The 26,656-nt window shown below is 38.7% G+C and carries 23 protein-coding genes; 4 read left to right on the top strand and 19 right to left on the bottom strand.

Annotated elements, in window-relative coordinates; all coding sequences use genetic code 11:
* Positions 1 to 118: 118 nt before the first annotated feature.
* From ACGLXV_RS18685 to ACGLXV_RS18700, 3 genes are all read right to left on the bottom strand, one after another.
* Complete coding sequence (locus tag ACGLXV_RS18685; protein WP_391559836.1) at positions 119 to 1,510, bottom strand: response regulator; 1,392 nt, start codon at positions 1,508 to 1,510, stop codon at positions 119 to 121.
* Positions 1,507 to 3,228, bottom strand: coding sequence for a sensor histidine kinase (locus tag ACGLXV_RS18690; protein WP_391559837.1), 1,722 nt, complete (start codon positions 3,226 to 3,228; stop codon positions 1,507 to 1,509). Before ACGLXV_RS18690 ends, ACGLXV_RS18685 begins: the two co-directional genes overlap by 4 nt.
* Before the next feature lie 172 nt (positions 3,229 to 3,400).
* Entirely contained in the window at positions 3,401 to 3,808 is a 408-nt protein-coding gene (locus ACGLXV_RS18700; RefSeq protein ID WP_391559838.1) for a MerR family transcriptional regulator, read from the bottom strand.
* Positions 3,809 to 4,139: 331 nt separating this feature from the next.
* On the opposite strand from ACGLXV_RS18700, the gene ACGLXV_RS18705 reads away from it, so the two are divergent.
* Together ACGLXV_RS18705 and ACGLXV_RS18710 are read left to right on the top strand one after the other, a co-directional pair.
* A complete protein-coding gene (locus tag ACGLXV_RS18705) occupies positions 4,140 to 5,180 on the top strand; it encodes an NAD(P)-dependent alcohol dehydrogenase (protein WP_391559839.1) in 1,041 nt (346 codons plus the stop codon).
* A 118-nt stretch (positions 5,181 to 5,298) separates the two neighbouring features.
* On the top strand, positions 5,299 to 5,577 hold the full coding sequence (locus ACGLXV_RS18710) for an HPr family phosphocarrier protein (protein ID WP_391559840.1): 279 nt from the start codon (positions 5,299 to 5,301) through the stop codon (positions 5,575 to 5,577).
* 179 nt (positions 5,578 to 5,756) lie between these two features.
* Here the strand turns inward: ACGLXV_RS18710 and ACGLXV_RS18715 are convergent, their stop codons facing one another.
* On the bottom strand, positions 5,757 to 6,659 hold the full coding sequence (locus ACGLXV_RS18715) for an AraC family transcriptional regulator (protein WP_391559865.1): 903 nt from the start codon (positions 6,657 to 6,659) through the stop codon (positions 5,757 to 5,759).
* Between the two features lie 189 nt (positions 6,660 to 6,848).
* Here ACGLXV_RS18715 and ACGLXV_RS18720 point away from each other — a divergent pair, with 189 nt between their 5' ends.
* Positions 6,849 to 7,829 (top strand): aldo/keto reductase, encoded by a 981-nt coding sequence (locus ACGLXV_RS18720; protein ID WP_391559866.1) that lies wholly within the window; start codon positions 6,849 to 6,851, stop codon positions 7,827 to 7,829.
* Positions 7,830 to 7,894: 65 nt separating this feature from the next.
* Here ACGLXV_RS18720 and ACGLXV_RS18725 read toward each other — a convergent pair whose 3' ends face one another.
* Positions 7,895 to 9,169, bottom strand: a complete 1,275-nt coding sequence (locus tag ACGLXV_RS18725) for an MFS transporter (RefSeq protein WP_391559841.1) — start codon at positions 9,167 to 9,169, stop codon at positions 7,895 to 7,897.
* 61 nt (positions 9,170 to 9,230) lie between these two features.
* Complete coding sequence (locus ACGLXV_RS18730; RefSeq protein ID WP_391559842.1) at positions 9,231 to 10,016, bottom strand: PhzF family phenazine biosynthesis protein; 786 nt, start codon at positions 10,014 to 10,016, stop codon at positions 9,231 to 9,233.
* Between the two features lie 230 nt (positions 10,017 to 10,246).
* On the opposite strand from ACGLXV_RS18730, the gene ACGLXV_RS18735 reads away from it, so the two are divergent.
* Positions 10,247 to 10,525 carry a hypothetical protein gene (locus ACGLXV_RS18735; protein WP_391559843.1) on the top strand — a complete coding sequence of 93 codons (279 nt, stop codon included), beginning with the start codon at positions 10,247 to 10,249 and terminating at the stop codon, positions 10,523 to 10,525.
* A 952-nt stretch (positions 10,526 to 11,477) separates the two neighbouring features.
* On the opposite strand, the gene ACGLXV_RS18740 is transcribed toward ACGLXV_RS18735, so the two are convergent.
* The 13 genes from ACGLXV_RS18740 to ACGLXV_RS18800 all read right to left on the bottom strand — a co-directional run bounded on the left by ACGLXV_RS18740 (position 11,478) and on the right by ACGLXV_RS18800 (position 26,507).
* Positions 11,478 to 12,650 carry an iron-containing alcohol dehydrogenase gene (locus tag ACGLXV_RS18740; protein ID WP_391559844.1) on the bottom strand — a complete coding sequence of 391 codons (1,173 nt, stop codon included), beginning with the start codon at positions 12,648 to 12,650 and terminating at the stop codon, positions 11,478 to 11,480.
* Positions 12,651 to 13,009: 359 nt separating this feature from the next.
* Complete coding sequence (locus tag ACGLXV_RS18745) at positions 13,010 to 13,543, bottom strand: histidine phosphatase family protein (RefSeq protein ID WP_391559845.1); 534 nt, start codon at positions 13,541 to 13,543, stop codon at positions 13,010 to 13,012.
* Between the two features lie 35 nt (positions 13,544 to 13,578).
* Positions 13,579 to 14,382, bottom strand: a complete 804-nt coding sequence (locus tag ACGLXV_RS18750) for a hypothetical protein (RefSeq protein ID WP_391559846.1) — start codon at positions 14,380 to 14,382, stop codon at positions 13,579 to 13,581.
* Between the two features lie 61 nt (positions 14,383 to 14,443).
* Entirely contained in the window at positions 14,444 to 16,933 is a 2,490-nt protein-coding gene (locus ACGLXV_RS18755; protein WP_391559847.1) for an FtsX-like permease family protein, read from the bottom strand.
* The gene (locus tag ACGLXV_RS18760) at positions 16,905 to 17,621 is read right to left on the bottom strand and encodes an ABC transporter ATP-binding protein (RefSeq protein ID WP_391559867.1); all 717 of its coding nucleotides are present in this window, start codon (positions 17,619 to 17,621) and stop codon (positions 16,905 to 16,907) included. The genes ACGLXV_RS18755 and ACGLXV_RS18760 overlap by 29 nt, the downstream gene beginning before the upstream one ends.
* A gap of 2 nt (positions 17,622 to 17,623) precedes the next feature.
* A complete protein-coding gene (locus ACGLXV_RS18765; RefSeq protein WP_391559848.1) occupies positions 17,624 to 18,142 on the bottom strand; it encodes a hypothetical protein in 519 nt (172 codons plus the stop codon).
* Between the two features lie 112 nt (positions 18,143 to 18,254).
* Complete coding sequence (locus tag ACGLXV_RS18770) at positions 18,255 to 18,503, bottom strand: hypothetical protein (RefSeq protein WP_391559849.1); 249 nt, start codon at positions 18,501 to 18,503, stop codon at positions 18,255 to 18,257.
* 146 nt (positions 18,504 to 18,649) lie between these two features.
* Positions 18,650 to 19,939 carry a sensor histidine kinase gene (locus ACGLXV_RS18775; protein WP_391559850.1) on the bottom strand — a complete coding sequence of 430 codons (1,290 nt, stop codon included), beginning with the start codon at positions 19,937 to 19,939 and terminating at the stop codon, positions 18,650 to 18,652.
* Between the two features lie 43 nt (positions 19,940 to 19,982).
* Positions 19,983 to 20,663 carry a response regulator transcription factor gene (locus tag ACGLXV_RS18780; protein WP_391559851.1) on the bottom strand — a complete coding sequence of 227 codons (681 nt, stop codon included), beginning with the start codon at positions 20,661 to 20,663 and terminating at the stop codon, positions 19,983 to 19,985.
* Between the two features lie 275 nt (positions 20,664 to 20,938).
* Positions 20,939 to 21,703 (bottom strand): DeoR/GlpR family DNA-binding transcription regulator, encoded by a 765-nt coding sequence (locus ACGLXV_RS18785; protein WP_391559852.1) that lies wholly within the window; start codon positions 21,701 to 21,703, stop codon positions 20,939 to 20,941.
* 145 nt (positions 21,704 to 21,848) lie between these two features.
* Positions 21,849 to 23,102 carry an L-rhamnose isomerase gene (gene rhaA, locus ACGLXV_RS18790; RefSeq protein ID WP_391559853.1) on the bottom strand — a complete coding sequence of 418 codons (1,254 nt, stop codon included), beginning with the start codon at positions 23,100 to 23,102 and terminating at the stop codon, positions 21,849 to 21,851.
* An 18-nt stretch (positions 23,103 to 23,120) separates the two neighbouring features.
* The gene (gene rhaB, locus ACGLXV_RS18795; RefSeq protein ID WP_391559854.1) at positions 23,121 to 24,542 is read right to left on the bottom strand and encodes a rhamnulokinase; all 1,422 of its coding nucleotides are present in this window, start codon (positions 24,540 to 24,542) and stop codon (positions 23,121 to 23,123) included.
* 996 nt (positions 24,543 to 25,538) lie between these two features.
* Positions 25,539 to 26,507, bottom strand: a complete 969-nt coding sequence (locus ACGLXV_RS18800; RefSeq protein ID WP_391559855.1) for an AraC family transcriptional regulator — start codon at positions 26,505 to 26,507, stop codon at positions 25,539 to 25,541.
* Positions 26,508 to 26,656: the final 149 nt, after the last annotated feature.

Raw genomic sequence — 26,656 nt, forward strand, 5'->3', positions numbered from 1 at the left:
CACTGTAGAAGGATTCACCGAGATAGAAAGCGGTTACAAGATAGGTTAACTATTTATTAAAATAAAAAAAAACGTATGAAAAATGTCTACCCCTTTTTCGTACGTTTTCTAACCAACTTTATATGTTACCCTTTTGTCTATACTCACTTGGTAAAACACCTACATGCTCTCGAAATAGTCGGCTAAAATATTTTTCATCAGTATACCCAACCTGTTCTGCAATCCAATGAATTGTTTTTGTTGTGTTTCTTAAGTAATCTTTTGCTTGTTCCATCCGAATGTCTCTCAAATAATCTGTATATGTTTTACCAACAATCTCTTTAAAACACTGGCTGAAATAGCTACTACTCATATTGACTCTCTTGGCCATATTTCCTGCTGTAATATGTTTATTTAACATTTGCTGTGCTAAGCTCATTGCTTGTAGGATACTATTTTGAATTTCTAAAGAATAGGGAGACTTCATTTTTATCATTTTTATTTTTTTTCTTGTTTGCCTTAACCAAGTCTCAAATTGAACCCAGTTGGTTAAAAAATCTTCGATAAAAATGGGCTCAGACAGGATTTGGTGGTATAGGCGGTTCCATTCATCTGTAATAGAAAAGAACATCCGTGTTAAACGGATCGGCGGCAGCCTAAATGATTTAAGTTCATTTTTCATATGTTCAAACAATTGATCGTTATGAATCCATTCCCCAGATATCCACTTTTCTTTGATTTCACTCATATCATATCCAGTTTCTTTTTTTCCTTTATTAAGAATATCTTCACTGTGTACAATTTTGTAAGGCTGTAATGGATCATAATCATAAAATAAATCACCCTTTTGATAGCCCCTTAGAAGTTGCAAAATCGATTTTCGATCCATATGTTTAAGTCCCTGGAAACGAATAAGTACAAATTCCGAATTTGATGAAAAAGCGTTGGTTACCCAATCCTGAAGTGACTTTCTATCTTGTTCTTCTATAGATGGCCAGTACCAGATACCTAGATCCGCTTCTAAGGCTCCAACTGATAAGTAGGTATCCAATTTCACCTCATCACTTTGTGGGTTTAAAGCGAATAATACCAAGATTTCTTCAACGTCGACTAATTCATCTTGAGGAAATGGATTTCCTTTTAATAAATCTTTCTGTTCCATTAAGGAAGCAATTCTACCTAAAACATCTTCAAACTGTTCTTTATCTAATTGCGTTTTGGCAATATAGTCAATCGCTCCAAGTCGAAGTGCCTCCTGAACATATTCAAAATCTTGATGTAGAGTTAGAACCACTATTTGAATGTGAGGATATTTTTTTCTAACTTCTCTCATTAATTCAATTCCAGACATGACTGGCATGGATAAATCCGTTAATAACAAATCGACCTTGTTTTTCTCAATAATCTGGAGTGCATTCTCACCATTATTGGCTTCTCCTACAACCTTCATCCCAAAATCTTCCCAGGGCATAAAGGAAATTAAGCCCTTACGAACAATTTTTTCATCGTCTACTATTAATACTCGAATCATTCTGATCTTTCACCTCCAGAGACGGGGATTCGTAAAGAAACTATTGTCCCTTTTCCAATTTCACTTTTAATTTCTAAATTAGCTTCTTCACCATAATTCGCTTCAAGAATACGTTTTACATAGCTCAAGCCGATGCCCATTCCAACCTTTTGACTATTTTTTGACTCATCAAGAAGTAAGCTGTTTATTTCTTCTCTTGACATACCAGAACCATTATCTTGGATGGTAATCTCTAAATAATCGTACAATTTAACATTTACATGTATATAGCCGTCGTCACTTACACCATGATAAAGAGCATTTTCTACCAAGGGCTGAAGGAGGAAACGTGGAATTGATAATCCCATTGTGGTTTCATCTACTTCTATATCCACATCAAATTGAAAATCATAGCGAATCTGTTGCAACTGTAAATATTCTTTTACTGCCTCTATTTCTTTCTTAACCGTTGTGGACTCACCCATTTTCCCAAGATTATAGCTAAGTAACTTATTTAAGGAGAGGACCACCTTATCTATTTTTTCATGACCACTAAAGACAGCCAACCAATGCACCGTATCCAGTGTATTCATTAAGAAATGTGGATTTATTTGATATAGGAGTTTTTCTACTTCTAAGTCCGCTCGTCGCTTTTCTTTCTGTTCAATCTCAGCGTACAAATCCCAAATCTTCGTCTTCATACTTCTCACCTGATAAAGTAAATCATCAAATTCAGGTATCTTAGTTAATTCTGTTTGCTCGGTAGTAGACTGAGTTAAGGATTTAACCTCCTTGTTGAATTTCTTCAAGGGGTTATAGACCATCTTCCACATTAACATAGCAAATAATAACGCAACGACTATGAAGAAAGTTAATATTAAAGCAGCTTGAAAGAGCCATTTGTCTCGTTCCTTGTTCAGCTCCTTAACCGGGGTAATGGAAACAATACTCCATCCTTGGTTACTTGTTTCTTTATTCCAAAAATAGTTTTTATAATATCCAGAGCTGGCTTCCGATTTGCTGTAATCTACAAACATACTATTCTCAGGGAAAGCCTTTTCATTTTCACTAAAGGTGATTTTCCCATCATTATCAAGTAAAAGTAAACGACGGGAGTCATCTTTCTTATTCTCAGGAGCAAATATAGTTTCCAAAGCATTGCGTCCCGTCTCTATATATAGATAAACATTTTGATTAGGCAAATTCACTTTACGCATCGTACTAAATACATATTGATTAATTAATCCGTTATAACTTTTGTGAGGTCCATAGTATGTAATTTCCGAGTACTTAGCCATTATTGGAAGATTGTCTGGCAAAAAGTCCCCACGGAGTCTAAAACTTTCAAAATCATATTCTTGCTTCTCGGGATAGTAGTACATAATTAAACCTACATTGGGATTTGAAAAAGAAATCAAATTTATTTCACTTTTAATTTCACTTCGAATCTGAATACGATTATAGGGCTCACGTTCATTTTCCAATTCTTCAAAGAGATTATTTGCTCTTGCACCATATGCAAGCTGTTGAGAGACATGATTTAAGTTATTTAATGTGTTTTCTAAAGTTATTAAATCTTGCTTCAAATTACTTTGCAGTGAACTTTCTACTTTATTACGAAGTATAGAATCTATTGTATAGAAGGAAAGAAATCCCAAACATATAAATGGAATTAAACTGCTACATAGAAAAATAAAGATAATCCTATTTTTAAAAGTTACTTGATTAAACTTTATCAAAGAATCCTTCACCTCTTTAAAGCGTTTTCATTCCTCGACAACATTCTACCATGAAACCCCTTTAATAACTAGATTCACTCATTCTTCACTAACGAATCCAGGCAAAACTAAAAGGCCTGAGCCCGGTACAATACCGAGTTCAGACCTTACAAGCTGCCTAAATCTAAAGAAGCTAATTAGTCATGGAAGTTTCTATTTTATGAATCTCTTCCGTTCCGGCATTCAAAGCAGTCTTGTAATACCAACATTTATGCTCGATGAGTTCCATTGTTTTTTTCAGTTCTTCCATCTGTGCTTCTACACAAGCCTTTCTTTCCAAAAACATGTCATATCTTTGTTGCAACGTGGAGTCCCCATCAGAACACCATTCAATGAAGTTTTTAATTTCCTTAATAGGCATTCCGGTGGATTTTAGACATTCAATTATTTTTAAAGCTTCGATATCGGATTCTTTAAACAATCGTATTCCGCTGGCTGTCCTTTCTACAAAAGGCATAAGCCCCTCTTTGTCGTAGTAGCGCAAGGTATATACTGTAACATTCAATTCTTTTGCAACTTCGCTGATAGAATATGTCTTCAATATTTATCTCCCTTTCTGAATAATATAGACCTCGAGTTAACTCTAGCGTTACGAGGGAGTTTATCACCGTATTTGCAGAATGTCAAAATTTTAGAGGAAAGTAAAAATAAACTAGATTGATAGATAGTTCGATACATGTATGGCCAGAGAGAGCTTTTAAAAAAAATATCATTTAATCACTTGACCTAGAGTTAACTCTAGGGATTAACATGGTTTTGCAAGAGAAAGAAGTAGGGTTAGAAATGAATGAAGGGAAATGTATCCTGAGTGATTCATTTACCTGATACAAGCATATTCTCTTGAAAAGTATAAATTTTAGGAGGTTTTATTAATGGTAATTGCTAAAGCAAGAGCTGTCGACGGTCCAGACAAACCGTTTCGAGCAGCTGAAATTAAACGACGCGATCTTGATTTGCATGATGTTCTAATAGAAATTAAATATGCAGGAATATGCCATTCTGACATCCATACTGCACATGGTGAATGGGGTCCAGTGAACTATCCACTCGTACCTGGACACGAGATTGCGGGAATTGTCACGGAAGTAGGAGCTGAGGTGACAAAGTACAAGGTCGGTGACCGAGTAGGTGTCGGATGTATGGTTGACTCCTGTGGTGAATGTGAGAACTGCCGTAAAGGAGAAGAACAATACTGTCTCAATGGAAATGTCCCTACCTATGCTGGTGTTGACAAATACGGTGAGCCAACTCAGGGTGGCTATTCTACTCACATAGTAGTAACGGAGGATTTTGTAGTCAGAATTCCTGATGGTATTGAGCTTGACGTTGCTGCACCATTACTTTGCGCAGGTATTACGACATATTCGCCACTAAATCATTGGGGAGCTGGACCAGGAAAGAAAGTAGCGGTTGTTGGTCTGGGCGGTCTTGGTCATATGGCTGTTAAGATTGCACACGCCATGGGTGCAGAGGTTACCGTTCTGTCACAAACTTTGAGTAAAAAGGAAGATGGTTTGCAATTCGGTGCCGACAGCTACTATGCCACAAGTGATCCTGAGACATTTAATAAACTTGCTGGTACTTTTGACCTCATCATTAACACGGTAAGTGCAAAAATTGACATTAGTGCTTATCTGTCACTGTTAACGCTAGATGGTACTTTAGTAAATGTAGGTGCGCCTGCAGAGCCATTGGCAGTAAATGTGTTCTCTCTTATCGGTCATCGCCGTTCATTTGCAGGTTCAATGATTGGAGGCATCCGTGAGACTCAGGAAATGTTAGACTTCTGTGCAGAACATAATATTGTTCCTACCATTGAAGTAATTTCGGCGGACAAAATTGATGAAGCCTACAAACGCGTATTAGCCTCAGATGTCAAGTATCGATTCGTGATTGACATCAGCACTATGTAAGAACATGATAAATTTCAAAAGTAATTGTGAGGGTGTTCAAAAAAGTCTAGCTTTTTTGGGCATCCTCTTCTCGTCCTACTTTATTTCATTTGCGGGAACGACCTTAAGAGGTGAAAAAATGATTAAAAAAAAGTTTATTATTACTAAGAACACTGGATTTGCACGACCTGCAACCCTGTTAGTAAGTTTAGCTTATAAATTTAAATCCGATATTTTCCTTGAGTATCAGGGTGATACTGTTAATCTAAAACACTCAACCAAGTCAATAATGGAAATTTTGTCTCTAGGAATTAAGCCAGGTACTAAATTATATATAAAGGCTATTGGAAGTGATGAAATACGGGCCATACAATCAATTAAGGAGTATTTTAATAAAAAAGGATTGATTAATGATTGACGTGCACCTTTTCCATAACAATGACAGGTTCCGATCATAACAGGCTGACTTTCTAGATAAGGAATGTCAGCTTTTTTTATTGTGAAGTTATGTACTTTATGAAATACCTTTCCCATTTCTTGAATAAAAATAGGCTATGCCTTTTACTCAAGCATAGCCCACTATTACTCCTATTCATTTTAAGCATAGTTTTCTCTCATTCTTCTTATATCTACTCGAGGTGAATGGCCAAACATTCGGGAATATTCCCGACTAAATTGCGATTGGCTTTCATAGCCCACCTTGAATGCAACATCGGCTACATCTGTTGGATCTGCCAATAACATGCGTCTAGCTTCTTGTAATCTCAATTGTTTTTGGAACTGAATAGGACTCATAGCTGTTACTTCTTTAAAATGTCGATGTAGAGATGACACACTCATATTTGCGATTTCGGCAAGCTTTTCGATTCGAAAGGGTTCTTCAAAATTTTTGATAATATGGTTGATCACTTCTCGTATTCTAGATGCATTGCTACCCTCTAATGCTATTTGTTCTAATGCTTCTCCATGTGGACCTTGTAAGATCCAATAGATAATTTCTTTTCTAAATAATCGAGCAAGGATAGGAATGTGCTTTGGATTTTCTAATAAATTAGCTAGTCTTAGTACTGCATCCAACAAACATGGTTCTACTTCGCTAACAAACATCGCCCGCTTCGAGTTCTTTCCCTGATTAAATGGAATATCTGTTTCATTTATAACTTCTAAAATTTCAGTTGATGTAAATTCAAGTTTGAAAGCTAAATAGGGCGATTCTGTTGAGGCTTTGATCACTTGCCCTGTTACTGGCAAATCAACAGAGGCCACAATATAATGCCCAGGACCATACAAGAATCGTTCCTCTCCCAATAACACTTCCTTCTCACCTTGGAGAATCATGCAAAAAGACGGCTCGTTCACTCTAGATAAAGGTTCCGTAATAATGGATTCACGAATGAGAAATAAAGAGGGGATTAATGTAGAATGGACACCATCCTGTTTGGAAAAGTTCTCTATGAGATTAGCAAGTTCTAGTTGTTGTTTGTAGGTTTTCTCAGACATCATTTATTCTCCTTTTTCTCCATCTTCAGTCATTATATCTGATATTCGTTGGTAGGGTAAGAGTGGTTGATAGGATTAGGCAAAAACTTGATAGGAATGGGTTAAGGGTTATTTATTATTTATGGCATAATTATTTCCAAAGAGGTCACGATAAACGTGGCAAATAAACAAAAGAGAGGGAACAATCAAATGGAGTATGCGAAACTTGGTAATACTGGCTTAGATGTATCTCGACTTTGTCTTGGATGTATGGGTTTTGGAGACGCAAATAAATGGGTTCACCAATGGGTACTTAACGAGCAGGACTCTCGCCCCGTGATAAAGAAAGCGCTTGAATTAGGGATTAATTTTTTTGATACTGCCAATGTATACTCTCTTGGCACAAGTGAGGAATATCTTGGACGGGCTCTGAAAGATTACGCAAATCGTGACGAAGTAGTAATAGCAACCAAAGTACACGGGCAAATGCACAAAGGTCCAAATGGTTCGGGACTTTCTCGAAAAGCTATAATGAGTGAAATTGATAAGAGCCTTAAGCGATTGGAAACAGATTACGTAGATCTTTATATCATCCATCGCTGGGACTATACTACTCCTATTGAAGAAACAATGGAAGCCATGCATGATGTAGTGAAGTCAGGAAAAGCAAGATACATTGGTGCTTCTGCCATGTTTGCTTGGCAATTCCAAAAAGCTTTACATGTGGCTGAAAAACATGGTTGGACGAAATTTGTCTCTATGCAGAACCATCTCAACCTCATCTACCGTGAAGAGGAAAGAGAAATGCTACCTCTTTGTAAGGAAGAGAAAATTGGTGTTACTCCATACAGCCCACTTGCATCAGGTAGATTAACGCGCGACTGGTCCGAAACCACACTTCGTTCTGAAACCGATCAAGTCCAAAAGTCTAAATACGATGCGACTGCCGATGGCGACCGATTAGTGGTTGAGCGAGTAGCATCTATTGCAGAAAAACACGGTGTTCCACGTACACATATTGCACTTGCTTGGTTATTACAAAAAGAGACAGTAACAGCTCCAATAATCGGGGCAACAAAAATATCACATCTTGAGGATGCTGTAGGTGCTTTATCAGTAAAGCTTTCACCTGAAGAGATTGCATTCCTTGAAGAGCCGTATGTACCGCATCGTATAGTGGGTCATAATTAATTTCAAATATATTTGGAACGAAGCCGATATCCCATTTCTATACATGGGATATTCGGCCTTTTCATTTAGTTAGCTATATAAGAATCATTTTCCTTAACCACAATACGTTCCTTTTTAATCACTATTACGAATAGACTTCCTAATAAACAAAACATTCCTGCTAAAGCAAATGCCCATGAATAGGAGTTGAAGATCTTGTATACTATCCCTGCTCCACCTGCAGCTACTGCTGAGCCTAATTGATGGGCTGCGAAGACCCATCCGTACACCACAACACTTTTCTCTATTCCAAAGATTTGTCTTGAAATGTTAACCGTTGGTGGTACAGTGGCAATCCAATCTAAGCCGTAAAACACAGAGAATATAATCAGAAAAATATAGGAACCATCAGAAAGCGCAAATGGAAGAAACAAAAGGGAAGCTCCTCTTAAACCGTAATACCAAAACAACAACCATCGATTATCAAACCGATCGGATAACCAACCAGAAAGAGTGGTTCCTATTAAATCAAACACCCCCATTAATGAGAGCATGGAAGCTGCCGTTACAGCAGTAAACCCAAAGCCTATACAGTAGGAAATAAAATGTGTACCAATCAGTCCACTAGTGGAAAGACCACAGATAAAAAAGCTCCCTGCTAGTAACCAAAATTCCTTTACTTTTACAGCCTCAAGTAAAGTTTGAAAGGCAATCGTTACAGGATTCCCCTTTTTCTCTACCTTATTTACAGTTGAAGCCACTTCTTGCCCATATGGAAGAAGTCCCGCTTCCTGAGGTGAGTTTTTCATAAATAATAAAATAATAGCTAGCATAATGAGGCTAAGAATAAGAATTAGGCCCATCGCCCATTTCCAGGAATACGTTTCTACAATCACCGCTAACAATGGGAGGAGAATTAATTGCCCAGTTGCTGTGCTTGCTGTTAAAATCCCGAGCGCAAGTCCTCTCTTTTTTTCAAACCATTGATTTGCAATATATGGACTTAGTACGGTTAAGAACAAACCTGAGCCCAAACCGATAATGATTCCCCAAGTCAAAACTAACTGCCAAGGCTTCACCATAAAAAAGGTGAGCAAAATACCTATCAACAATGTTGCCATTGCTAAAATCATCATTTTCTTAAGCCCAATCACCTCTATTAGTGCAGCCATAAATGGACCTGATATACCGTATAGAAGAAGACTAATCGCAAAAGCAAATGAAATGGTTGACCGATCCCATCCAAATTCATTTTCAAAAGGAACGATGAACACTCCTGACGAGGATCGTATGATACCTGCTGTTATAATAGAAAAAAACGCAATAAATAAAATAACCCAACTATAATGAATACGTTTCAACCCTTCACCCCTCATGTATTAAATTTCCTTTTCTTTGGTTAATCGTTGAGCTTTTTCCACCTTAACCCCCTATATTTAATTCGGCTACTGAATATAAAACGGCTCTTCCAGCCATTTTTACTCGAGTACCCTCAAGTTTACAATAAAGCGTGCCACCTCTACTTGATAATTGTCTAGCCACCATTCCCTTTTTTCCTAGTCTATTGGCCCAAAACGGAATTAAGCCACAATGTAAGGAACCTGTTACGGGATCTTCATTTACTTTTAGCTTAGGGAAAAACCCTCGAGAGACAAAATCATATGTGCTACCTTTGGCCGTAACACAAACACCCAATCCTTCTGGCAATGTTTCTAATTTGGCAAAGTCAGGGCTTACGTTTCTTACTTCTTCCTCGGACTCCAGTATGAATACAAGATCTCTATTTAAGTAGGTTTCTTTTGGCACAATTCCCAAAGCGCTGATCATTTGATCAGTAACAGAAATTTCTTCTAAAGGAACGGAAGGGAAATCTAATTCATATAAATCATCTTGTTTATTTACAGTTAACTCTCCACTAATTGTATTGAACTTCACACTATCCGATTGCTTCTCATAATAATTTAGAATGATAAATGCCGTTGCTAATGTGGCGTGCCCACAAAGATTAATCTCTCCTCCAGGTGTAAACCATCTAAGTCGATATGGACCTGCTTCTTCTTTTACTGCAAAAGCTGTTTCTGATAAATTATTTTCAATGGCTATTTTCTGCATGAGTTCATCTGAAATCCAATCATTCATAATACATACACCTGCTGGATTTCCTTCAAAAACCTTTTCTGCAAAAGCATCAACTACAAAATATTTCATCTCATTTCCCCCAGTGTATAATCTGTTTAATTATTTATTGGTAGTTTACATCTGTTTGTGTATAACACTCAACACTCTTGTATAACACTTAAAGATTAGGTATCGGTACACATTAGAAATCTACCACTAAACAAAGGGAGTAAAACGACTTCGGCTGGGTAGTATATGTTTAGGATGGTGCGCCTACATAATTAGCATATTCCCCATTAATACACAAGGAAGTGAGTTAGATGAATCCGGGTAACGAACGCAATAACTTCGAGGATGAAAATGTGGAAGAAAAGGTCAACAATCAAGGTGTCAATGACTTTAGTGAAGCAGCAGGAACTTTAAATGGAGCCGTTGCGGGTGCGATGATCGGTTCTCCATTTGGACTAGTTGGTGCTGTGATAGGCGGAGTTTCAGGCGGTGCGATAGGTAACCAGATGGGGGAAGGAGCTGAAGAAGATAACCATTCAGCTTCCGAAAATCGTGATGTGAGAAATAATATTGACTCTATAAACGAGTAGCCATTTTCATAGAATTGATTAATCCAAATCCTGGGGGTATTTGGACAGGACTTGAAGGAATTCGCTCTTGGGTGTCCGAATCCTGGGGGTTATTCGGACAGGACTTGACTGGGATTCACACTTGGGTGTCCGAATCCGGGGGGTATTCGGACAGGGATTGACTGGGATTCGCTCTTGGGTGTCCGAATCCGGGGGTTATTCGGACAGGGCTTGACTGGAATTCGCTCTTGGGTGTCCGAATCCGGGGGTTATTCGGACAGGGATTGACTGGAATTCGCTCTTGGGTGTCCGAATCCAAGAGGTATTTGGACAGGACTTGACTGGGATTCACACTTGGGTGTCCGAATCCAAGGGATATTTGTACAGGACTTGAAGGAGTTTGCTCTTGGGTGTCCGAATCCGGGGGTTATTCGGACAGGGATTGACTGGGATTCGCACTTGGGTGTCCGAATCCAAGGGGTATTCGGACAGGGCTTGACTGGAATTCGCTCTTAGGTGTCCGAATCCGGGGGGTATTCGGACAGGGATTGACTGAGATTCACACTTGGGTGTCCGAATCCAAGGGGTATTCGGACAGGGCTTGACTGGAATTCGCTCTTAGGTGTCCGAATCCGGGGGGTATTCGGACAGGACTTGACTGGTATTCACACTTGGGTGTCCGAATCCTGGGGGTATTCGGACAGGGATTGACTGAGATTCACACTTGGGTGTCCGAATCCAAGGGAGATTCGGACAGGGATTGACTGGAATTCGCTCTTAGGTGTCCGAATCCAAGGGGGATTTGGACAGGGCTTGAAGGAAATCGAATGCCAATTAAACTTAATAACTTTTATATTCCTTTGTTTAAAAGAAAAATAGCGTGAGAATTCTCACGCTATTTCATGTGTCATTTTATACTTTGCACCCGAATTTAGAATTGGGGCTTTTGCGTCACCGCATTCTTTTAGAAAAATTAACTCATGACTACAGGAGAAGCAATTTCTTTAAACATTTCAATCACTTCTTCTTTTGTTGGCTGGAATGGATTACCCGGTGCACAAGCATCTGCTAAAGCATTTGTTGCTAGTTTATCTAAATCCACATCCGTCACACCTAACTCAGCAAGGGTGCTTGGAATTCCTACTTCCTTACATAGAGCTTTAATTGCTTCGATCACTTCATCTGCGCATTGCTCATCTGTTTTTCCTTCCACTTGAATGCCTGCTGCTTTTGCAATTAAACGGAATTTCTTTGGATCACGTTTCGCATTTTCTCTTTCAACAATCGGTAGAAGCATGGCGTTACATACTCCGTGTGGAAGATCGTACACACCGCCAAGCTGGTGCGCCATCGCATGGACAAAACCTAGTCCTGCATTGTTAAATGCAATACCTGCTAAGAACATGACGTATGTCATTTGTTCACGAGCTTCAATATCATGACCGTCTTTTACGGCACGAGGCAAGTAGTTAAAGATGATTTCAACAGCTGCTAATGCGGTTGCATCTGTAACAGGGAAGGCACCTGGAGTAACGATCGCTTCAATTGCGTGGGTGAGTGCATCCACACCTGTCGCAGCGGTCAAATCTGCTGGTTTATCAACCATAAGTTCTGGATCATTTACTGAGATGGTTACTAGACTGTTCTTATCTACCATCACCATTTTCACTTCTCGTTCCGTATCTGTAATCACGTAGTTAATAGTAAATTCACTTGATGTACCAGCGGTCGTGTTGACAGCAACAATCGGAACCGATTTATTCTTTGTCTTACCAACACCTTCATAGTCTCGTAAGTCGCCTCCATTGGTTACATAAAGTCCAATGGCTTTAGCAGCATCCTGAGGAGATCCTCCACCAATAGATACGATGAAGTCACAAGCATTTTCCTTAAACACTTCAACTCCTTCATACACATTTTGGACCGTAGGATTGGGTTTTACATCATCAAAGATGACGTATTCTAGATCAATCGTATCAAGTTCCGCAAGAACTTTCCCTGCTAGACCTGATTGATTCAAGAACTTATCCGTTACAACTAATGCTTTAGTTTGACCCAGTTCCTTTACAAGTGCTGGCAGTTCTTTTAAACAGCCTCTGCCCATTAGGTTTGTACTTGGTACATAATACACACGTGCATTGCTCATCTTTTTCTCCTCCTTAAATGTTTGTACACTATTTCACAAATGTTTTTTTAAAAATAAGAAAGGGTTTACATAAACCTTTCCCTTTAATTTCCTATATCTATATCTTACTCCCATGCCTTAATGTAATCAACATAAATACAGATATAAATATTTGTTTATATTTGATTTTTAACATTTTCGACACATTGATAGTTTGTTTAGTTCTGTTACTATAAAGGACATAATATATTTGTTAAACAAGTAAACCAGTTGATATTAAAAGGAACACACATATTGGACATGTCTTATATGTGTGTTCCTCTGTAAATCTTATTAAATTAAATTTCTCGTTTGTATTATTTATTCCTAAAAGAAAACAATTACTTAACAAATGTATAGAGCATTCCATTTTCTGGTCTTCTGAATTTCGGCCCTCTAAAACCTCTCTTTTTTAATTCCTTAGTCATGTACTTCATTACTCCCCCATGACTAATAATAAGAACATCTTCACCTGATTGTAAGGCAAGATCCAAAGCCTTATTAACTCGTTTTAGAACGTCACTTTTTTTCTCTAGCTGGGATTTATGATTGACTATCCAAGCAAATCTGATAAAAAAGATGTGAATAAATAGAGGCAACCTAATCTTCTTCTGAAAGAATGGCGAAAGTGCAACTTCTCTTAATTCTTCAAGATAAATAATAGTGCCATCAAAACATCTTTCAGCTGTTTCCCTTGCTCTTGGTAAGTCACTTGAAAAACATTTTTCCCATTTAACTTGAGATAATTCTATTTCCTTTTCTTCTACAGTCGACTCATTATATTCTTTCTCCCATTTTACTAGTTCCTCAGCGGTAATATATTTTTTAGGATACCCATGGGTAACTTTAAAATGGCGTACTAATCCAACCTTCATTAACTTATTTCATCCCTTTCACAAGGTAACGACCTCTACGGAACCTCTACCACAAAAGGTACTGTAACAACCTCACCGTTTCGTTGGAATTGGCCCCAAATTTTATAAACGCCACTTTCCGGAAATTCTGTTTCAAATAATGCCTCTGGTCCGCTACCTTGACCTTCTAATGCATGCACATGCAAGTATCTTTCACCATCTTCTGATAAAATCACGACGTGTCCGATTGATCCTAGATATGGTTCGAGGTCTGTGACTGGCAGCTGTGTATCTCCTTCGGTTAGAGTAAATTTCATCGTGCTTTCTTCCCCAGCTGCAAGGCCCGGTTCAATCGATAACGTCACATTTATTCCTTCTACCATTTTCTCTAAATTTTCATCAACGGTAACAGCTATCGGCTGTACTGTATCTCCTTCAACCGTTACCCAGGCCATCTTACTCATGGAACTTCCGTTTGTCGGTTTGAAGTCTACAACCATCCGGTATTCCCCGCCTGCTGGAAACTCATTTTTGATTTCAAACACTCCATCTCCCTTGTACTCTGGATGGATATGATTAAAATAAGATAAATCCTTACTAACAACGATTAAATGGAGCAGCTTTTCATGGTTCACTTCAAAATGATCAACCGGCGCCCCATTATTTGAAACAGTAAGCCGTATGATATACTCTTTTCCAGAAGCTTGTTCTTTATCAATCTCCCAATTCACATCAACATCTTCCGTAATGATCCTATTGCTTTCCTCAACAACCTCTTCTTCTTCCCACGATGAGTCCGTACCGCACGCTGAAAGAAGCACTACAGCCGAAATAAATAGCATCAATAACTTATTAAACATATGTTAACACCTCATTAAATTAGTAGGGGAACGATACACAAGAACCGGCCCCCTGTCACACTTACTCGTATCGCAATGCTTCGTTCAACGGGATTTTGGCTGCTCTTCTTGATGGTGTAAAACTTGAAATCAAGCTGATGATCATTCCAAATAGGAAGATTAAAGAAATGATTAGGTTGGAAACTCCGAATTCAAAGGTTAATGTATTGTACTCCATAAAACCAGAAGTCATATAGATTAGCAGGATCCCGAATAAAATTCCGATTACGGTTGCCGCTAAACCAATTCCAAACCCTTCTAAAAGTATCATTCTGATGACTTGCTTTCGTGTAACCCCGACTGCACGCATCATTCCAATCTCGCGGATGCGCTCCATAATATTGATGAGCAATGTATTCGTGATTCCGATCCCAGAAATGATAATCGCAAGAACAACGAGTGCATTTATTATGCTAAACGAGCTTGTAACGACTGCCCCAATAACGGATACCCAATCCTCAGGTCCCCACATTTCTTCTATTCTCTCACCAAATTGTCCATAGATGTTTTCTCGTAGTTGAAGTGAACTTGTTTCTTCTTCTTTAATGACGAGTGCGTTTCGTTCATACTTCACTCCAAAGCTTTCTTCAAAATGGTGATCCTTTACGAACGCACTATAGCCATTGTTTTTCATTGTACTGACAACAGCGACCACCTTAAAAGGCTTCACCCCGTCCAAGGTATCAAGCGTAATACTTTCACCGATTTTTCCTCCCCACACATCAAAGGAAGTTTGGTCGAGAACAATTTCATCATTTTTTAAGCTTCCAATTAATTCACTATGTGTCCATTCCTCGCTAGTAAATAGTGGGAAACGATCAATCCATTCCTCCCCAACACCGAACACAGGGAGCATTCTTTTTTGACCATCAAGGGTCCAAATGATTGACTGCTTAGAATAAGTCGTTGCATCTGCCACCCCTTTTGTCGCTTTAATGGTTGCGAGGTCTTCCTCTTCAATATGGTGAAACATGATATCAAGATTCCCACCATAAGTGGAATGAATCACTTTTTCATACGTCTGTAAAAGCGCAGAGTTCAGAGATGCCATTAGGACAATCATGGCAATCCCTAGACAGAGAATGACAGAAGTCATGGAAGAACGACTTAGGTTTCGATTCAAGTTTCGGATTGCCATGTCTCCCGAAAATCGGAAGACTACTCCAAATAATCCTTTTATCACCCACACAAACATTTTAAATAGATAGGGGAAAATCAACGCAATCCCAATCATAAGAGGCAAAACCATAAGTAGGTGCTTAATAAAAAAGCTAGATCCTATCAGTAATACTCCGACGATTCCAACCCACTTATTCGTCCCTTCTTTTGCTTTCGCTTTATTCTCCTTCAGCACTTCAATGACACTAATTTTCCCAACGTTTCGTATCGGGTACCATGCTGCAGCAATGGGAACAACCAAACCGGCCAATAACGATAAGCTAATTCCTGGTACTAGCACCATGCTATTTCCATCAGTAATTCCAATGAGCATGAAGACGAGGGCTGTTAAGCCAAGCGCCATACCGTATCCAATCACTAGACCAATTACTGTTCCAACTAGAGCTAATAGGATTACCTCTGTCAGTACCATGACCTGTAATTGACCAGGAGTGTATCCAATCGTTTTCAGAACGGCAAACTCATTTTTTCTTTCCCTAATACTGACATACAGTGAGTTAAAAATAATGAAGGCACTAAGTGCAATTCCTAGAAATCCTGCAATATAGAGAGCCAAGAAAAAGGAATCCATCTTTTGAAACTCTTCATCTACATTCACAACGACTGGCTGCATATAAATGTTTACATTATTTTTTACAAGTTGATCAACTGCCTGTTCTACAGCGGCTAAACTTTCTGTATCACTCGCCCTCACTTGAATACCTTGGATTTCCCCTTCATGACCAAACCACTCCTGCACAACAGGTAGTGGAACAGCGATTGCCCAGTGGTGATACTTCGCCATATTCCAACTAGATGGCCCCATTAAATCTTGAGTGTACTTCACAATCGCAGAAACTTCGATTTCTTTCACTCCATGATCTGTATCAATGGAGATAGAATCTCCAATTTTCGTTCCCCACACCTTAGCTGTTCTATCTGTAATTACAGCACCTTTGCCGTTTAGGTCCCCTTCCATTCGTTTGAACCCAGTAACGGGCGTATCAAGCTTGCTATACCCAGTTATGACCACCCTTTTTTGAATCGCAGAAACCTCTTTATCTTCCACGATAAGTTTGGTATTTTCTTTTAAAAGGGCAATAGAAGTCGCGTTTTCAATGGATTCCGTTTGCGTAAGAACATTCTCCGAAAAATAAGCCTCTGTACCTGCGATAGTAAAGTCTGCCTTCGCAAATGCCTCTTTTATAAAAATAGGGAAAGACTTCTCCGCTGAATCTACGGCTGCAATCACAGAAAACGTGGATGCCACCCCAATGACAATTGATAGAATCGTAAGGAAGGTTCTCATCTTCCTCCGCATTAAGTTACGCCATGCGATTTGCCACTGTTTCATTTTGATAACCTCCTTTCATTCCGTCTTCTACAATTAATCCATCACGCACCGTAATGATTCGATCAGCTACTTGTGCTGCTTGTAAATCATGAGTCACCATCACAATCGTGATTTTTTCTTCTTTATTAAGCTTTGAAAGTAGTCGTAAAATGTCTTCTCCGTTTTTTTGATCCAAGTTTCCTGTGGGTTCATCGGCTAAAATTAAACTTGGCTTCATCGCCAAGGCTCTTGCGATCGCTACCCTTTGTTGCTGCCCACCGCTTAATTGAGAAGGGAATTGTGTTTCTTTTCCCTCTAGGTTCACATCTGACAACAGCTGTTGAACGGTCATTTTAATTTTCGCTTTTGACGCGTTGTTTGCAGAAAGTGCCAAGGCAATGTTTTCACCAACTGTCATCATGGGTAAAAGCTGATAGTTCTGAAAGACAAATCCTAATTTCGTACGTCGAAACTGGGTAAGTTCTTTTTCATTTAATCTGTTTAGTTCACAATCATCCACGACAATTTTTCCTGAACTAGGAGAATCAAGCCCGCCTAACAGCTGAAGTAAGGTACTTTTTCCCGAGCCACTCGGACCCATGATCGCTACAAATTCTCCTTTTTGAATATGGATATGGTTGTTTTTTAAGGCATAAAAATCACCTGAATCTAAAGAGTACACCTTTGAAACATCTGTAACCGTAATCATCATTATTTTCCTCCAATATCGATCATTTTTTTAGTTGATGAAATCATTTTGGTTTTTCTGCTAAATGCTAAAAATGTAAGGATTAGTAGTAACACAAAAGTTAGAAGAAGCCACATGATATATGCTGGTAAGTACAAAAAGGCAACCACAAACCATGCGAAAAATAGTGCAGAAGGGCTTACGCCTTTTAATGTTCGGTAAAGTATTTTTATATAGGCCATTTTATACAAAGTTGTTGCCTCCATTAAAAAGATAAATGGATTACAAAAGGTTCCAAATGCTAGTGGAATCACAGCGTAGGTCGGGACCCTCATGTTCATTCCAAGCTCTAGCAAGAAAACCACTCCTATCGAAAATGCCTGCATGATAAAATCCAAATGAGCAGCTTTCAGTTTCCTTGGATTCGTAAAGAATTGCTTAAGCTGTGAATGATTCAAGTAATAGACGGCCCCAAGCGGTAACGATAAAACCAGACCTACAAGAAAAATAAATCCAGCCCAGTGTAAAAGAAAAACATTCATAAGATCTCTTCCTTTCTCCCATTTTTAACTCAACTTTTTTCACTTTTCTTCGATGAACCTACTGTAAACCTTCAATATGAACTGAATATGAACTCAAGTAATAAATATTTTTTTACCAACCTGTTTTTAACAGGGTACCTAAGACCAGTAGAACCGAGGAGACAACAATGACACATAAAACGATGATGATCCTTCCTGGTAAATCCGGTTCTTTCAAATGGTCATATATGAACCATAAAATCATTCCCAAGGTGAGGATGACCAGGCCTCTTCTCAAATAAGTTGCTATATCAATTACCCAATTTGAAGAAAAGATGATTGAAAGAAGTAATGGTAAAAAAAGAATTCTCCGACCCTTCATACTCAGCCCCCTTTCTTAAATAACCCGCTAGTAAAACCGATGAGTGGCTATGAATGGTATGATAAATCCTCTATATGAACTGAATATGAACGCAAATAAAAAAAGAGAAAGGAGTAAAAATTCTCCTTTCTCACTTATTACTATATTTATAGTTGAGGTATTGTCACGATAAACTTCGCCCCTCCCCAAGGACTCTCAGATACTTCTATATGACCACGATGTAAATCAACAATTTGTTTCACAATCGATAATCCAAGGCCGTTTCCTTTGATCGAAGGATCACGGGACTTATCAACCTTGTGGAACGGCTTAAAAATATCCTTTCGTTCTTCTTTTGGTATCCCCACACCGTTATCGCTAATCGAAACAGTGATTTGATTATTATTAACAGTAGCTTCAACAGCAATCTTCCCTTGAGCTGGTGTGAATTTAATGCTGTTATTAATAATATTCATCCATACCTGGTTCAACTGATCCTCATCTGCCTCTACAGTTATCGGCTCTAGGTGGATATCAACTATAATGTCTTTTGCAGACCATTGTGGTTCCAGGCCAATGACCACACTCCGTAACTGCTCATCTAAACGATAAGTTGCCAAGGTAAGCTTATGTTGGTCATGCTGCAAATGAGAAAGCTGAAGCAGATTTCTTCCAAGGCGTGATAACCGTTCGCTTTCCTGTTCAATAATTTTCAAATAACGATTCCGAGTTTCCTCATTCACTTGCTTTTGTTGTAATGCCTTTGAAAATCCTGAAATGGAGGTAAGCGGTGATTGAATTTCATGGGAGACATTGGCTACAAATTCCTGACGCATTTGATCTAGTTTCCCAAGTTCCCTTGCCATTTCATTAAAACTGGTACTTAAGACTCCAATCTCATCCTTACGTTTTGTTGGGAGTTCAATTTTAAAGTTCCCTTGCGCCATCTTCCTCGTTGCTTCGGTTAGCCTAACAAGAGGATTCACGACATAACGAGCACCAATGATAACCAATAAGCTTCCTAAAAAGAGAATGAAGACGTACATGAGGTGAATGGAATTCATCGTTTCCTCTTCCACCTTATTTCTCTCTACGCTGATAAATAACGCATAGGACTTACCATTGTCTGAAAAGGGAATCCCCACGACGGGGACTTGGAATTCACCTTCAAAGATCTTGTCCTCTACTTCCCCTGAAAGAACGGTTTCTACATGTTTGGTTTCAACCTTCAAATCCTCATCGAGGAGAGGAACACCCTCCTGATTATATAGCTGAAGCCTACTTCCAATTGTACCAGTAAATGTTTGAGTGAATCTCACGATATCATCAGAATTGGAAGTATGATAGAGTTCTAACACCTTTTCACTATTTTTGAGTAGGATTTGGCGAATCTCCTTATGAATGACATCTTTGTATAAATAAGTGGTTCCCAGATAAGCAACAAACAAACTAACCATCACAACACTAACAAAAATAACGACAATACGAGTATAGAGCGACTTAATTGCGAGACACCTCCAAGCGATACCCAAGACCACGGATTGTTACAATCTTGAAATCAGATTCAAACTCCGCAAATCGCTCCCGAAGCCGCTTGATATGAACATCAACTGTCCGTTCATCCCCCTCATAATCCATGCCCCAAATTTGTTCAATAAGGTTGTCACGAGTAAACAGCTGACCTGAATAGCTGCCCAGCTTATAAAGTAATTCAAACTCCTTCATTGGAATGGTTTCTCTTCGACCATCTTGATAGACAATATGGTAGGTTTTTCGGTCTAATTCAAGCTCTCCAAGCTTGATCACATTAGATGCAGAAATTCGATAACGCTTCAGCAAGGCTCTCACTCGCATCACAAGCTCCATTGGATCAAAGGGCTTTACTAAATAATCATCGGTTCCAAGCTTAAAGCCCTTAATCTTATCCTGAGCTTCTCCCTTTGAGGTAATCATCAAAATTGGAATATCCCCAAGCTCACGGAGCTCCTTGCATAGCCTCCATCCATCTAATTTTGGCATCATAATATCGAGAATGACTAAATCGAGAGGGTTGTTTTCCGCATACTCCAACGCATCCACTCCATTTGTCTTCTCCACAATCTCAAATCCCTCATCTTCCAAATATAATCGGATAAGCTCCCGAATATGAGACTCATCATCAACCACCATAATCTTAGCCAATCATATTCCCCCTTATTGACCGGATAAAATCTATTTTTCTAAGAAACTTTGTTTTAAGTTTGATCTAGTAGGTAAATCGTAAATAATTATCCTACTTCTACCTATAACACGCAATATATTTTTGAAATAATTTCCAAGTCAAAAGAGACCGTTCTACTGGTTCATCTAGCACGACAATTTAGGGCCAAGGCATTACATTTTCACACCTCTAATAACTTCTCATGTCATGGTTTTGCAGTTAAAAAAAAACAGACCTAGCTTGGTCTGTTTTCATCTTATATATTTACAAATATTAATTTGACTTCCTTTTCTTCAAGCCTCTCTCTTGTCCGATCATCCATGTTTGAATCGGTAATAATGCTATGCACTGCTGATAATGAGTTTATTTGAGAGAAGGCTCTTTTTCCAAACTTGCTTGAATCCGCCATTAAGATCACTTTATCAGCAATTTGGATCATATCCTTTTTTAATAGCGCTTGCAATTCATTCGTATCACTAAGTCCACCATCTGGATGAATCGCCTTACATGAAAAGAACATTTTGTTCACATGGTACATTTTTAATGAACGTTCCGCTAGAGGACCAACATACGAAAGAGAAATCGACATCAGGTTTCCACCCGTTGAGATGACACGGATTTGTTCCTTTTTACTTAGCTCTAGGGCCACTTTAATCGAATTCGTTAATACCGTTAACGGCATGTCTGGAAGTTCTTTCGCCATATACCAAGCGGTGGTGCTCGCATCAAGAACGATCTGGTCCCCCGGCTCCACCATTTTTACCGCCTCTAACGCGATCGCACGTTTTTCAGCCGCTCTTGTAATTTCTCTTTCCAAATAAGAAACTTCATTATCTTCCTTTTCAATACTTACGGCACCGCCATGACTTCTTTCCAAAAAGCCATCCTTTTCTAATTTTTCAAGATCTCTACGAATGGTTTCTTCCGTCACTGAAAAAATTTTGCTTAGTTCGGACACTCTTATACTTAAACGCTCATTGACTAGATCAACAATTTTCCTTTGCCTTTCAGCTACAAGCACAAACGTACACCCTTCCCCGATCGAACGTTGATTTATATTTGATTATTTTTATTTTTATGTTAATTTCATGTTAAATTATAGCATATTCTTTGAAAAACAAAAAGATAGTAGACCCTCACAAAGGAAGATCTACTTATCTTTTTGGTTATCTTTTTGAAAGTACTTCTGTTTCGTATGATTTTACTTCTTCTAACCAAGCCTCTTTTACAGGCACACCCATTTGTTCACAATAGTAATCCCAAATCGCTCCGAACGGGTAGGTTTTGAATTCCTCCATTAATGCTAATCTTTCGGTAAAATTGCCTTCTTCTTGAAGCTGTTTTAATTTTTCGTTTGGTACAAGCATTGCGTATAACAGTGCCTTCACCATGTTTCTTGTACCGATTGTCCAAGCCGCTACACGGTTGATACTTGCATCAAAGAAATCTAGTCCAATAATCACTCGATTCAGTGCATCGTTACGAACAATTTCAAGGGCAATTTCTTTTAGTTCATCATCTAAAATCACGACATGGTCACTATCCCAGCGGACTGGTCTTGATACGTGAAGAGCTATCTTGTCACTATATAAAAGCATCGAAGAAATTTTGTTTGATACCGTTTCTGTTGGATGGTAGTGTCCTGTATCAAGCAAGCAGATTTTATCATTCTTTAATGCATAGCCTAAGTAGAATTCGTGAGAACCGACTACATAAGATTCAGAACCAATTCCAAATACTTTGCTTTCTACTGCATCCAAATTGTATGACTCATCCACTGGTACAGCAAAGATTTTATCTAAAGAATCCTTCAAGCGCTGTCTTGGAGTCAGTCTGTCACTCGGAATGTCTTTATAGCCATCTGGAATCCAAATATTTGTTAATGCTGGTGTTCCTAGTTCTTTTCCGAAATACTCCCCGATTTTTCTACTTCCAATACAGTGATTAATCCAAAACTCACGGATCTCTTCATCTGGATGTGAAAGGGTTAATCCATCTGATGCTTTTGGATGGGAGAAAAGGGTTGGGTTATAATCTAGCCCTAATCCTTGTTCCTTCGCCCAAGCTACCCAATTTTCAAAATGCTTCGGCTCTAGCTGATCACGTTCTACTACTTCCCCGTTTGTTTCTGCGTAAATGGCATGAAGGTTTACACGATGTTTTCCTGGAATAAGAGACAGTGCTTTTTCTAGGTCGCTACGCAATTGCTCCGGTGTCGTTGCCTTTCCAGGGTAGTTCCCTGTTACATCAATTCCTCCAGATAGCTCACTAGGATTTACTTCAAATCCTCCCACGTCATCACCTTGCCAGCAGTGGATAGAAATAGGCACTTGTTTTAGCTTTTGTAATACGTCTTCAACATCGATTCCCCATTTTGAGTATGCTTGCTTCGCTAGTTCAAAATTTTCTTTAATAGTCATGATTTTCTTCCTTTCCGATTATGAGTTGGCTACTGATTTAGTAGGTTCGTATTTTTTCACTTCAAAAGATTGTTTGATGATAGAACGTGCTTCCTGTAAATCCGTAAATTCACCTAATGCCATCAATTGGGCTACGATATTGCCGATAGCTGTTGCTTCAATCGGACCAGCCAGCACTTCCTTATTCGTCACATCCGCGACAAGCTGATTCAGCATTTCATTTTGACAACCACCACCGATGACATTGATCTTATCAAATGACTTTTCAAATATACTTTCTATCTCTCCGATGGTTTCTTTATAGCTAGCTGCTAAGCTATCATATACACATTTCGCTACTTCCCCTGGTGTACTAGGAACACTTTGTCCCGTCTCTAGCAAATAGTTCATAATTTCCTGCACCATATGGTCCGGCTTTAAGAATCGATCATCATTGACGTTAACGAATGCCTGGAAGTCTCCTACCTCTTCCGCCAGTTCTACAAGTCTCGCGAAGGAGTATTCATGATCGTAGTTTCGCTTGACCTCTTGAATCATCCAAAGCCCCATAATATTTTTCAAGAAACGGAAGCGATAATCGATACCGCCTTCATTTGTAAAATTGTAATCTAGCGCTTTTGTGACACAGATAGGGAAATGATTCTCCGTCCCCATTAACGACCATGTTCCTGAGCTAATATAAATGGTACTCTCCTCTTCTGGCACAGAGATCACCGCAGATCCGGTATCATGTGTGGCAGGGAGAATGACGTTCATATCAAAGCCAAGTTCTGATACTAGCTCTTCCTTCAAGTTCCCTAGAATCGTCTTTGGCAGCTGGATTTCATGGAACATGTCCTTATTAATCCCTAAAATATCTAGCAGCTCGTAGTCCCATTTTTTCGTAAAAGCATTGACTAGCTGTGTGGATGTCGCATTTGTATATTCGTTTGATTTTTTCCCTGTGAGTAAAAAATTTAAATAATCTGGGATCATTAAAAAGGACTTTGCTTTCGCTAAGATGTCAGGATGGTTCTTTTTCAGTGAGTAGAGCTGGTAGATGGTGTTGAACTTTTGAAATTGAATCCCTGTTTCTAGGTAGAGCCGTTCTTTTGAGATGATTTGGAATACCTCTTCCATCATGCCATCCGTTCGCGGATCACGATAGGACACAGCTTCTGTAAGTGGCTCGTCGTTTTCGTCTAGGAGGACAAAATCAACCGCCCACGTGTCAATCCCGATGCTATCTGGTGTAATCCCTAGTTCACTGCACTTTTTTAATCCTGTTTTGATTTCATCAAACAGTCGATCAAGCTCCCAGCAAAAGTGATTCCCTTTTTGTACAATCTTATTTTCAAATCGATATAATTCACGTAACTGTAATTGTCCATTTTCTCTATGACCTAACATTAATCTTCCACTTGAAGCACCAATATCAACAGCAATACTGTACTTGTTCATCCTCAACGCTCCTTTTGTTGTAACCGCTTACGATATTACTATCATACTAGATTCAAAGAAATATCCTATATCGGGATTTATTTAATTTATTGACCTTATTTGCAAAACGAAAAGCGGAGCCGACTGTTCTGACCCGACAAGCATAAGGCGAGCCCTGGCGGAAAGCCTGCTTTCCTGAAGGGATGACTTATGACCTCGAGGGTCAAGGAGGCGGAGCTGGACAAGGAAAAGCGGAAAGGCCCGTTTAGCGACGTATGGACTCCACGAAAAAGTTTTATGACGGGTACGCTTATGTTTTTCCAGCTCTCGCGTCATAAACCTTTTCTTATGACGTGTATGCTTCTGATTTCTCAGGCTTTCATGTCATAAACCTCTTCTTATGACGCGTATGCCTCTGTTTTGCCCAGCTTTCATGTCATAAACCTTTTCTTATGACGCGTATGCTTCTATTTTTCCCAACTTTCACGTCATAAGCTCGCTCATCCCTTCGTGCCATGCTAGACAGAGAAAAGCGGAAGCAGCTTGGTCAGGGGCGACAGGCATAAGCTTAAATTGAATAAAGGCCAATTTTTCATGAAAAACATAAAAAAACTGGCCGAAACTTCATTCGGCCAGTGCTTTTTGTTGCTCTAGAGTACTAGAAAACCAAATTTGAACAACAATATGGTCACCCTTCTAGCAATTTTTCCTGTGCTTATTTGCGATTTCTAGGATATATTTGCGATTCTAAAATTTTATTTGCGATCCTACAAATTTATTTGCGATCCTGAATTTTTATTTGCGATCCTGAATTTTTATTTGCGATCCTACAAATTTATTTGCGATCCTGAATTTTTATTTGCGATCCTACAAATTTATTTGCGATCCTGAATTTTTATTTGCTATTCATCATCCTTATTTGCTATTCCCAAAGTTTATTTGCGACCTCGACCTTTTATGGCCTAAAAGTTTGTCCTCAATCTCCAAAATCCAATAAAAAACAGCTGAACACAAAGTTCACCTGCCTTTCAGCTCTACTCGATATTCCTTTGGAGTTTTTCCGTATTTGCTTTTAAATATCCGGTAGAAGTAGCTCATATTATCGTAGCCTACTTCATCAATGATTTTGGTAATAGGCATTTCGGTTCTTTCTAGAAACTCTTTTGCTTTCGTAAGTCTCTTTTCTTGTAAAAGCTCTTTAAAAGTATACTTTGTCGCTTGCTTAATTTGCTTACTGACCGCGTAGTGTGGCTGTTTCAATTGCTCAGCCAACTCATAAAGAGAAGCATTTTGATAGTGTTCATCAATATACTTCATCGTCTCGACAAGGATATAGTGATGTTCGGTGCTTAGTTCATTTTGCTTTAATTTATCCGTGTGCTTTAAAAGCTCTATCATTAAAAGCCCCATATAAAGCTTCAAAGTAGACTCTGAAAATAACGATGGTACCATAATTTCATCCATCATCTTCTTAATTAACTCTTGAATGGCCTCCACATGTGTAACAGCAAAGTACAAGTATTGTCCATTCTGCGTGTGATTATAGAGACTGTTTATAATGAAGTTACTCATTAAATTAGTGGAGGATAAATAGGAAAAAATAAAATCAAAGAATTTCGGCTGAATAATAAAATTAATAATAATATCCTCTTTTGCACAAGCTTCAATCTCATGTTCAATATGCTGGTTCAAAAATAAAAGCTCACCCTGCTTTAAGTGGACATTCTCTGTTCCAACCTTCTGTTTTAACTCACCATGAAACACATAATTAATTTCGATATAATTGTGACGATGCTTGGGAAAATCAATAAATCGTGTATGCTTTCTAAGCATAATCATCTCGTTTGGATTCAGGAATTTTTCGCTTTCAATAATAAAAGACGTTTGATTCGTATAAAGGTCCTTTTTTATTTCACTACTTTGCTCGAGAATCATCTGTTCTTCTTCTGTTATTTCCATCAAGGTTGCAAGAAGATCATTTCCCATATTACACCTCATGAACGTGATTTGTGTTGTCTTTAGTGTAATATAAAAGCTTGCAGGGATAAACATAAAGGGTTCCGTTTTGAGGTGCTTTACTAAAAAAAACGCACCAAAATGACTGTCATTTTGACATCAGAATTGGCATATAAAAA

Source organism: Robertmurraya sp. (genome assembly GCF_036676585.1).
In the GTDB taxonomy this organism is placed as follows: domain Bacteria; phylum Bacillota; class Bacilli; order Bacillales; family Cytobacillaceae; genus Robertmurraya_A.